Source organism: Microbispora sp. NPDC049125, from assembly GCF_040802045.1.
Taxonomy (GTDB): Bacteria; Actinomycetota; Actinomycetes; order Streptosporangiales; family Streptosporangiaceae; genus Microbispora.
In genome coordinates this window covers 1-8,504 of record NZ_JBEZDW010000083.1, presented here as the reverse complement: position 1 = coordinate 8,504, position 8,504 = coordinate 1, and the positions used below count along the sequence as shown (strand labels likewise).

At 69.1% G+C, this 8,504-nt stretch carries 8 protein-coding genes and 1 pseudogene; 4 read left to right on the top strand and 5 right to left on the bottom strand.

Annotated features, from left to right (window positions below; all coding sequences use genetic code 11):
• Positions 1-127: pseudogene (locus tag AB0B72_RS39930) on the top strand (ATP-binding protein); the annotation flags it as partial.
• A gap of 87 nt (positions 128-214) precedes the next feature.
• Here AB0B72_RS39930 and AB0B72_RS39925 read toward each other — a convergent pair.
• The 5 genes from AB0B72_RS39925 to AB0B72_RS39905 form a co-directional block, all read right to left on the bottom strand.
• Positions 215-1,141 (bottom strand): methyltransferase, encoded by a 927-nt coding sequence (locus AB0B72_RS39925; protein ID WP_367744988.1) that lies wholly within the window; start codon positions 1,139-1,141, stop codon positions 215-217.
• 61 nt (positions 1,142-1,202) lie between these two features.
• Entirely contained in the window at positions 1,203-1,970 is a 768-nt protein-coding gene (locus AB0B72_RS39920; protein WP_367744987.1) for an ABC transporter ATP-binding protein, read from the bottom strand.
• A 10-nt stretch (positions 1,971-1,980) separates the two neighbouring features.
• Positions 1,981-2,778, bottom strand: a complete 798-nt coding sequence (locus AB0B72_RS39915) for an ABC transporter permease (RefSeq protein WP_367744986.1) — start codon at positions 2,776-2,778, stop codon at positions 1,981-1,983.
• Positions 2,760-3,518: an ABC transporter permease gene (locus tag AB0B72_RS39910; protein WP_367744984.1), complete on the bottom strand. Its 759-nt coding sequence runs from the start codon at positions 3,516-3,518 to the stop codon at positions 2,760-2,762. Before AB0B72_RS39910 ends, AB0B72_RS39915 begins: the two co-directional genes overlap by 19 nt.
• A complete protein-coding gene (locus AB0B72_RS39905; RefSeq protein ID WP_367744993.1) occupies positions 3,515-4,447 on the bottom strand; it encodes an ABC transporter substrate-binding protein in 933 nt (310 codons plus the stop codon). Before AB0B72_RS39905 ends, AB0B72_RS39910 begins: the two co-directional genes overlap by 4 nt.
• Positions 4,448-5,042: 595 nt before the next feature.
• Here AB0B72_RS39905 and AB0B72_RS39900 point away from each other — a divergent pair.
• Genes AB0B72_RS39900 through AB0B72_RS39890 form a run of 3 tightly spaced genes read left to right on the top strand, consistent with a single transcriptional unit; the run spans position 5,043 to position 8,457 of the window.
• Positions 5,043-7,652: a nitrate- and nitrite sensing domain-containing protein gene (locus AB0B72_RS39900; RefSeq protein ID WP_367744982.1), complete on the top strand. Its 2,610-nt coding sequence runs from the start codon at positions 5,043-5,045 to the stop codon at positions 7,650-7,652.
• Between the two features lie 5 nt (positions 7,653-7,657).
• Entirely contained in the window at positions 7,658-8,074 is a 417-nt protein-coding gene (locus AB0B72_RS39895; protein WP_367744992.1) for a roadblock/LC7 domain-containing protein, read from the top strand.
• Between the two features lie 2 nt (positions 8,075-8,076).
• Positions 8,077-8,457: a DUF742 domain-containing protein gene (locus AB0B72_RS39890; protein ID WP_367744990.1), complete on the top strand. Its 381-nt coding sequence runs from the start codon at positions 8,077-8,079 to the stop codon at positions 8,455-8,457.
• The last annotated feature ends 47 nt before the right edge of the window (positions 8,458-8,504 follow it).

Genomic DNA, 8,504 nt, shown 5'->3' with positions numbered 1-8,504 from the left:
GTTGTCGCCGACCACGCCGATCATCCGTACGGACGCCCGTAAGCGGGACTCGGTCAAGACGACGCTGATCACGCTCGTCGAGCACGCCCTCACCATGCGCGTCGCCGTTCCCGGTGTCGGAGGCTGAGGCCCGGTCTTCTGGCCCCCCGCGTCCGCTACCGGGTGACGGCTTCCCGCGTCTGCGGCCGCCCGGTCCCGGGCGTGCCCGAGACGATCAGACCGGGCGCGCCTCGATGACGCTCGGCCCGCCCGGCACGGTGACGACACCGGTCATCCGCAGCCCCGCCTTCTCCAGCAGCGCCGCGTACTCGGGGGACGTGCGCTCGGTGCCGCCCGCGAGCAGCGCGAGCATCCGCATGTCGATGTCCTTGGCGAAGTGCGGTTCGTCGTCCTCGGGAATCACCAACTCCAGGAGGAGCACCCGCCCTTCCGGCGCCAGCGCGGTGCGCGTGTTCGTGAGGATCCGCACGGCGTCGTCGTCGTCCCAGTTGTGGATGACGCTCGCCAGCAGGTACGCGTCACCGCCCGTGGGCACCTGGACGAAGAAGTCGCCGGAGACGACGTCGCAGCGGTCGCCGAACTCGGCCAAGTGGCTCCGGGCGCCCGGCGTCACGTGCTCCTGGTCGAACAGGACGCCCTTGAGCTCCGGATTGGCGGTCAGGATCGCGGCCAGGTTGTGGCCCTTGCCTCCGCCCACGTCGACGAGGGTCCGCACCCCGGAGAAGTCGTAACCCCTGGCCGCCTCGATGAACGGGGCGGACCGTGAGGTCATGTAGTCGTCGAACAGCCGGCCGGTCTCGGGGTTCGCGGCCAGGTACTCGTAGACGGGCCCGTACCGGTCCACCATCACCGGTCGCCCCTGCCGCACGGTCGTCGGCAGGTTGCCCAGGGCGTACCAGAAGCTCTCCTCGCCCACCATGCGGATGGAGGAGCGCAGCGAGCCGGGCACGTCACTGCGTAGCGCGGCGCCGTCCTCCGTCAGGGCGTACACCCCCGTGTCGACCGTCCGTACCAGGCCGAGGGCGGCCAGTTGGCGCAGCACGCGCGCGAGGGCGAGCGGGTTGGCCCCGCATCGCATCGCGAGCTCGCCGACGTCGAGTGGGCCTTCGGCCAGATGGTCGGCACACCCCAGCTCGGCCATAGTGTGAATCGCCGCGAATCTGGAGATATCTGCGATGGCCTTATTGATCACTTCTGACAACTCAGGTCTCCTGACGTGATAGTTGGTTGCCGCGGACCAGGCGCCCGACCTCGGCTCGGAGCCGTACAAACGTCTCGTGCTCCCGGGTGACGATCTGGTCACGCGGAGAGGGCAGCGAGACGTGGAGGTCCCCGGCGACGGTTCCGGGAGCACGGCTCAGGACGACCACGCGGTCCCCCAGATACACGCTTTCGTCGATGTCGTGGGTGACCAGCATGATCGTCATGCCGTGGTGGGCGCAGACGCGCAGGACGAGGTCCTCCAGATCCTCGCGGGTCTGCGCGTCGACGGAGCCGAACGGCTCGTCCATGAGCAGCAGCGAGGGCCGAAACGCCAGCGCCCTGGCGATGGCGACCCGCTGCTGCATGCCTCCGGACATCTCCCACGGGTACTTGCCGGCCGCGTCGGCCAGCCCCATCTGCTCCAGCGCCTCCATGGCCGCCGTGCGCCGCTGCGCGCGGTCCATGCCCTTCCGGCGCAGGGGGAGCGCCACGTTGGCGGCGGCCGACATCCAGGGGAACAGCGACCGGCTGTAGTCCTGGAAGACGACCGCGAGGTTGTCGGGTGTCTGGGAGACAGGCACGCCGTCCAGCAGGATGCGGCCCCCGGTCGGCTGGACGAGGCCGGCCACGGAGCGCAGCAGGGTGGACTTGCCGCAGCCGGAAGGGCCGACGACGCAGACCAGCTCGCCGTCTGCCACGGTCAGCTTCACGCCGTCGAGCGCCCGGTAGGCACCGTACGTATGGGTCACATCGATGATCTCGAGCATGGCGTCTTTCCTATGCGTACTGCCGGGCGCGGCTGTGCCAGCGGAGGATCCGGTTCTCCACGAGCAGGAACGAGGAGTTGAGCAGGTAGCCGAGAACGCCGAGCAGCACGATGCATCCCCACACGTCGGGGATGAGGAAGTTCTGCTGGGCCGTCGTCAGGCGGTACCCGATGCCGCTGTTGCTGCCGACGAGCTCGGAGATCACCATCATGATCAGAGCCAGGGAGAGGCTCAGCCGCAGCCCGGCGACGATCTTCGGCATGGCGGACGGGACGATGATGCGCCCGATGATCTGCGGGCGTGACAGGCCGAAGACCCTGGCCGTCTCGAGATGCTGGCGGTCGACCGTGGCGGCGCCGTCGATGGCGTTGATGAGCACCGGCCAGATCACGCCGAGGACGATCGTCGCGATCTGCGTCGGCGTACCGATCTTGAACAGCGCGAAGAAGATCGGCACCAGCATGGGCGGCGGTACGGCTCGGCCGAACTGGATCAGCGGGTCGAGGAAGTCGGACAGCACCTGCGAGCGGCCGATCGCCAGGCCGAGCACGACGCCGGCCACGCTGGCGGCGCCCCAGCCGACCAGCAGCCGGCCGAGGCTCGGCTGGAGCATGGTGAGCGCGTCGTCGGTGAAGAAGACGTGGGTGACCGGACCGGAGAACCAGAGGGTGTACATCCGCGACGCGATCGTCGATGGAGGCGGGAAGTACGGCTGCGAGGCGAGCCGGGTCACGAGCTCCCACAGGGCCACCGTCGCGGCCACGAGGGCCACGCGGACGCCGAAGCCGCCTAGCGAGCGTGCCGCCACCGGAACACCTTTCGCTCGGCGGCCACCAGGGCCAGGTTCACCAGCAGGCCGAACAGGCCGGTCAGCACGGTCGCGGCGATCATCAGGTCGGTGCGGCCGCCGCCGCCGGCCTTGAGGATGTAGACGCCGACGCCGTCGGTGCCCCCCGCGACCAGCTCCACGGTCACCGCGAGGACGATCGCGACGGAGGCGGCCATCCGCACACCGGTCGCGATGAACGGCGCGGCGCTCGGCAGCGAGACGCGCACGAGCACGGCGAGGGGCCCGAATCCGAAGCTCCGCAACGTCTCCCTGGCCACCGGGTCGACGTCCTTCAGTCCGTAGATGGTGTTGATCAGAACGGGCCAGCAGGAGGCGTAGATGATGATGGCCGCCCGCAGGTGAAGCTGCTCGGCGAACACGAGGATCGCGAGGGGAATCAAGGCGACGGACGGGATCGGGCGCAGGAACTCGATCAGGGGCCGGACCGCGGCCTCCACCCTGGGCATGGCCCCGAGCAGCAGGCCGATGGGTATGCCGACCGCCACGGTCAGGGCGAGCCCGAGCGCCCAGGAGGCGAGTGTCGAGGCCGCCGCGCCGAGAAACTCGCCGTCCACGGTCAGCTCGGCCGCGCGGGCGAGCACCGTGGAGACGAGGGGAAGCAGGGTGACGTGACCGGCGCGCAGGGCGAGTTCGGCCGCGACGAGGAGCCCCGCGACCCCGATGGCGCCGCGGAGCACGCGCGTCCCGCTGATCGTCATCCCGCTGCGGCGGAGGTCGCGATCAGTGGCTTGACGTCGAAGTGACCCTTGAGGTAGCCGAGCTCCGTCATGAGGTCGGCGACCCGCTGCAGGCGCGCCTCGTTCAGCGTGGTCGGGTACTTCCCGAGGGTGATGACGGCGGCCGTGGCCGCGTCGATCTTCGAGTACTTGGGCAGGGCGGCCTCGACGACCTTACGGTCCGTCGACGCGAGCTGCTGGGCCTTGGCGAGCGCGCGCTGGAAGGCGGCGACCGTCTTGGGGTTCTTGGCGGCGAAGTCCTCCGACACTCCCCAGCCCGCGACCGGGAAGTCGGCGGTCGGCCCGGCCATCGTGTCCACCAGCTTCTGGGCGCCTTGCTTCTGGTTGATCGAGATGAACGGCTCGGACATCCAGGCGGCGTCGACGGTGCCGTTCTTGAGGGCGGCGGCCATGTCCGGGAGCGGCATGGGCGCGAACTGGCTCGGGTTGACCGTGACGCCGCTGACCTTGAGCGTCTGGGTGACGGCCAGGGTCCCGACGTTGTTCAGGGTGTTGACCGCGATCTTCTTGCCGGCGAGGCCGGCCGGCGTCTTGATCGGGGAGTCCTTGCCGACCATGATCACGAACGTGTCGGGGGCGGCCTGGAAGCTGTCTGCGATGATTTTGAACTTGCCCAAACCGGACTGCTGAAGGGAGAAGGTCGACACGTAGTTCGCCAGGCTCACGTCAAGGCTGCCGCTCACGACCTTGGGCAGGGCCTTCGCGGAGCCCTCCTCGATGGACAGCTGGACCGAAAGGCCTTCCTGCTTGAAGAAGCCCTTGTCGATAGCGATTTGAATGGGGGCGGAGTCCGGAATGGGAAGGACTCCGACCTTAAGTGTGGTCTTTTCGGGACCGTTCGAATTCGTAGGGCTTGACGTGTCCGACCCGCTGCATGCCGTGAGCGTAATTACGGACGCCACGAAAACCAAAAAGGTGTGGCCCATAAGTGAGCGTCTCACCGAGACTCCCTAGATGAAGTGAGCTGAGGCACCTTCGGTGAAGGTGATCTCTCTTGAGGGCGAGAGCGTAGCGGAGGCATCTCAGACTTAACACGAATCGGCGCACTTTGTCACTAAAATAGTGAAGAAGTTGCTGACCGCCCTGATTGGGGGAGATCGGGGCGTAATGGCCCTTTGGACCGATGGAACCGGACGCCGCTGCGTGCTTTCATCGAGCGCGGCGCTCACTGCCTCGCCCTGTCCTCGGCGAACGCCTTGAGGAGGGCCCATTCCTGGCTCTGGACCGTGCCAAAGTATCGTCGCTATTGGTGTAGCTCTTAGGCTTATGCTCAAATTGCCCCGACCTTGTTAGGGACACCCGTCCGTATTTCTTTGCCGGAGCCGGCGCGAGGGGTTGCGACCAGTGAGTACGGCAACATATGCGAGCCGCGCCGAGCCGGATGCCCTTCCGACAGCCGGCCGGCCAGGAGCGCCCCGCGCGCCCCGCCAGCCCGCCGAACCGCCCCCTAGTAGGGAGAGGCGTTTCAACCTCGCTAACTGGCGGGTGCGGTCACGACTGATCGCGATCATCCTGATTCCCACCGTCGCCGCGGTAGTGCTGGGCGGATTGCGGGTGGCGACATCGATCAGCAGCGCCGCCGAATATCAGCGCGTTCACGAGGTCGCCGACCTCGTGTCCGGATTGAGCAATCTGGCGAACGAACTGCAACTTGAACGCGACCTGTCGACCCGATACATCGCCATGGGCCGGCCGGGTAAGGCGTCCCTCGACCTCATCCACAACCAGTACGAGGCCGTCGACGCGGCGGCCGAGCAGGCGCGGGCGAAGGCCGACGTGGCGGTGAACGCCTTCGGAGACATCGGCCGGCAGCGCATCGGCCATCTGAAGGACCGTCTGGGCGAGCTCGACACTCTGCGGGACACGGCACTGAAGTCGCAGATCCCCGCGCTGCCGGCGCACGAGAAGTACTCCCAGCTCATCGCCGACGTCCTCAGGGTCTATGACGAGGCCGTACAGGGCGGTGTGGACGAGCAGCTCGCGGCGAGCATGACCGCGCTGGCGGCCCTGGGCCTGGCTGAGGAGGAGGCGTCGAAGCAGCGCTCGCTGCTCGGCATGGGCCTGGTGACGGGGAAGCTGGGCGACGCGGAACTGGACGCCTTCCTCAGCGCCCAGTCGCGTGAGGAGAGCGAGTTCGAGTCGTTCGTCTCGGCGGCCAGCCCGGCGCAGCGCCAGCTCTACGACGACACCGTCACCGGAACGCAGATCGACCGGTCGGAGTTCTACCGGCTGCGCGCCAACTACCTGCAAAAGCACGGCCAGTCGCTACGGGGGCTGGACGAGCGCGGGGACGACAGCGAGCGGTGGTTCACCGCGAGCAGCGAGAAGCTCGACAAGATGCACGAGGTCGAGAAGCAGCTGAGCTCGTCGATCCTCTCCAGGAGCGCCGGCTTCCAGGAGTCGGATCGGAACCTGGCGGCGATCAACATCAGCCTGGTCGTCATCGTCTTGCTGATCGTGTTGCTCGTGACCGCGGCCGTGGCGCGGTCGCTGGTCAGACCGCTGCGGCGGTTGCGCAGCGAGGCGCTGGAGATCGCCGGGCACCGGCTGCCCGACCTCGTGCAGCGGCTGCGCGAGTCGGACAGCTCTGCCGGGGCGCCCGTGGTCCAGCCCATCGGGGTGGACACCACCGACGAAGTCGGCGAGGTCGCGCGGGCCTTCGACGAGGTCCACCGCGAGGCCGTACGGCTGGCGGGCGACGAGGCGAAGCTCCGCAGCAACATCAGCTCGATGTTCGTCAACCTGTCCCGGCGCACCCAGACGCTCGTAGAGCGGCAGATCGCGCTCATCGACGGCCTGGAGCAGGGCGAGCAGGACGAGCAGCGGCTCGGCAACCTGTTCAAGCTCGACCACCTGGCCACCCGCATGCGCCGCAACAGTGAGAACCTGCTGGTCCTCGCCGGCCAGGAGCCGGCCCGCCGCTGGAGCCAGCCGGTGGAGATCACCGACGTCATCCGGGCCTCGCTGTCGGAGGTCGAGGGCTACGAGCGGGTGATGCTCAACTTCCCCTCGGACGTGGCGATCGCCGGGCAGGCCGTCAACGACGTCATCCACCTGCTGGCCGAGCTCGTCGAGAACGCCCTGTCGTTCTCGGCCAGGGACACCCGGGTCATCGTTTCGGGCAACCGTATCGACGGAGGCGGGGTCATGGTGTCCATCACCGACTCCGGCATCGGAATGACCATCGAGGAGATCAGCCAGGCCAACTGGCGGCTCGCCAACCCCCCGGTCGTGGACGTGTCGGTGTCCCGCCGGATGGGCCTGTTCGTGGTCGGCCGGCTGGCGCTGCGCAACGGCATCAGGGTGCAGCTGCGCCCGCACGACGGCGGTGGGCTGACCGCCATGGTGCTCCTGCCGGAGACCCTGATGGGCCGCACCGCCCAGGCGCCCTCGGTGTACGGAGCCGCCTTCGCCCCCAGCTGGAGCCCCCAGCCGGAGCCGGTGTCCTGGTCGGCGCCGCAAGCCATCGGCCCGGGTCCCTCGCGCCCGCAGGTGAGCGCCCCCTCCGCCTCCTCTGGGTCCTCCTCGTTCTCGGCCTTCGGCCCCCCGGGAGGCGCGGGCGGCTCGGCCGGGTCCCCCGGGCAGGGCAGCGCCCTGGGCGCCCTCGGCCGGCCCGACCCCCGCAGCCGGTTGCGTACGCGCCACTTCGACTCCCCTCCGGACGACGCCGCCACCGGCCCCATGCCGGCGGTGCGGAGCCAGGCCGACCCGCCTCTGGAGGAGTTCCTGCCGATCTTCGCCTCGGTGGAGTCGGCGTGGTTCCAGCGGTCGTCGGCGCCGGAGGCCTCGCCGGCGGAGTGGCAGGCGCCCACGGACGCCGCCTGGCAGGCGGCCGCGGCCGTCGCCCAGCAGCCCGCCTTCGACAGCAAGACCAATTCCGGCCTGCCGAAGCGGGTGCCCAAGGCCAACCTCGTGCCCGGCTCCGCGGAGTCCGGCACGCCGTCACCACCCGCCCCGGCGCCCGCGCTGTCGCCCGACCGCGCCCGCAGCAGGCTGTCCAGCCTGCAGCAGGGCACGCGGCAGGGCCGTGCGGTGGCCCGTGGCGAGATCAGCGAGAACCAGGGCTACCCGAACAGAAGTGGGGAGCAAGCATGAGGGAGATGAGCCAGGCCGCGCGTGGCCTGAACTGGCTGATCAGCGACTTCGTCAGCTCCGTCCCAGGCGTGGCGCACACGGTGGTGGTGTCGTCGGACGGTCTGCCGCTCGCCTTCTCGGACGGTTTTCCCAAGGATCGGGCTGATCAGCTGGCGGCCGTGTCTGCCGGTTTGATCAGTTTGACGCAGGGCGCCTCCCGGGTGTTCGAGGGCGGACCGGTCGCCCAGACCGTGGTGGAGATGCAGCGGGGACTGCTGCTGATCATGTCGATCAGCGACGGCTCGTGCCTGGCCGTGCTGGCCTCGTCCGACTCCGACCTCGGCCTGGTGGCGTACCAGATGACCCTGCTGGTGGAGCGCGCTGGGCAGGTGCTGACCCCGGCGGTCCGCGCCGAGCTCCAGGCGTCCCACCCGCGGAGATGACGATGGACCCGTGGGGGCAGCCTGCGGGCGCCCCGATCCCTCAGGAGCCGGCGTCGCCGGTCCGCCCTTTCACGGTGACCGGGGGGCGCACCGCGCCTCGCATGCAACTCGCGCTTGAGGCGCTGGTCTCCTCGGCCACGGCCACCCATTACGACCTGTCCGGCCGCCCTCCCGAGCACCGCGCCATCAGCGCCCTGTGCCGTCAGGTGCGGTCGGTGGCCGAGGTGTCGGCGCTGCTGCGGATCCCGCTGGGTGTGGCGCGGGTGGTCATCTCCGACATGGCGGCCGAGGGGCTGGTGCACGTGCATCAGCCTCAGCTGGATGCGGGCAAGCCCGATCGGGACTTGCTGGAAAGGGTGCTCAGTGGACTTCGCAGGCTCTAGTCGTGGCCTGACCTCGACGAAGATCGTGGTCGCGGGGGGTTTCGGTG

Bases quoted from the DNA above. Each gene is read 5' to 3' on its own strand.
- AB0B72_RS39925 (WP_367744988.1), bottom strand. From the start codon at position 1,141: ATGGCCGAGCTGGGGTGTGCCGACCATCTGGCCGAAGGCCCACTCGAC.
- AB0B72_RS39920 (WP_367744987.1), bottom strand. From the start codon at position 1,970: ATGCTCGAGATCATCGATGTGACCCATACGTACGGTGCCTACCGGGCG.
- AB0B72_RS39910 (WP_367744984.1), bottom strand. From the start codon at position 3,518: ATGACGATCAGCGGGACGCGCGTGCTCCGCGGCGCCATCGGGGTCGCG.
- AB0B72_RS39895 (WP_367744992.1), top strand. From the start codon at position 7,658: ATGAGCCAGGCCGCGCGTGGCCTGAACTGGCTGATCAGCGACTTCGTC.
- AB0B72_RS39890 (WP_367744990.1), top strand. From the start codon at position 8,077: ATGGACCCGTGGGGGCAGCCTGCGGGCGCCCCGATCCCTCAGGAGCCG.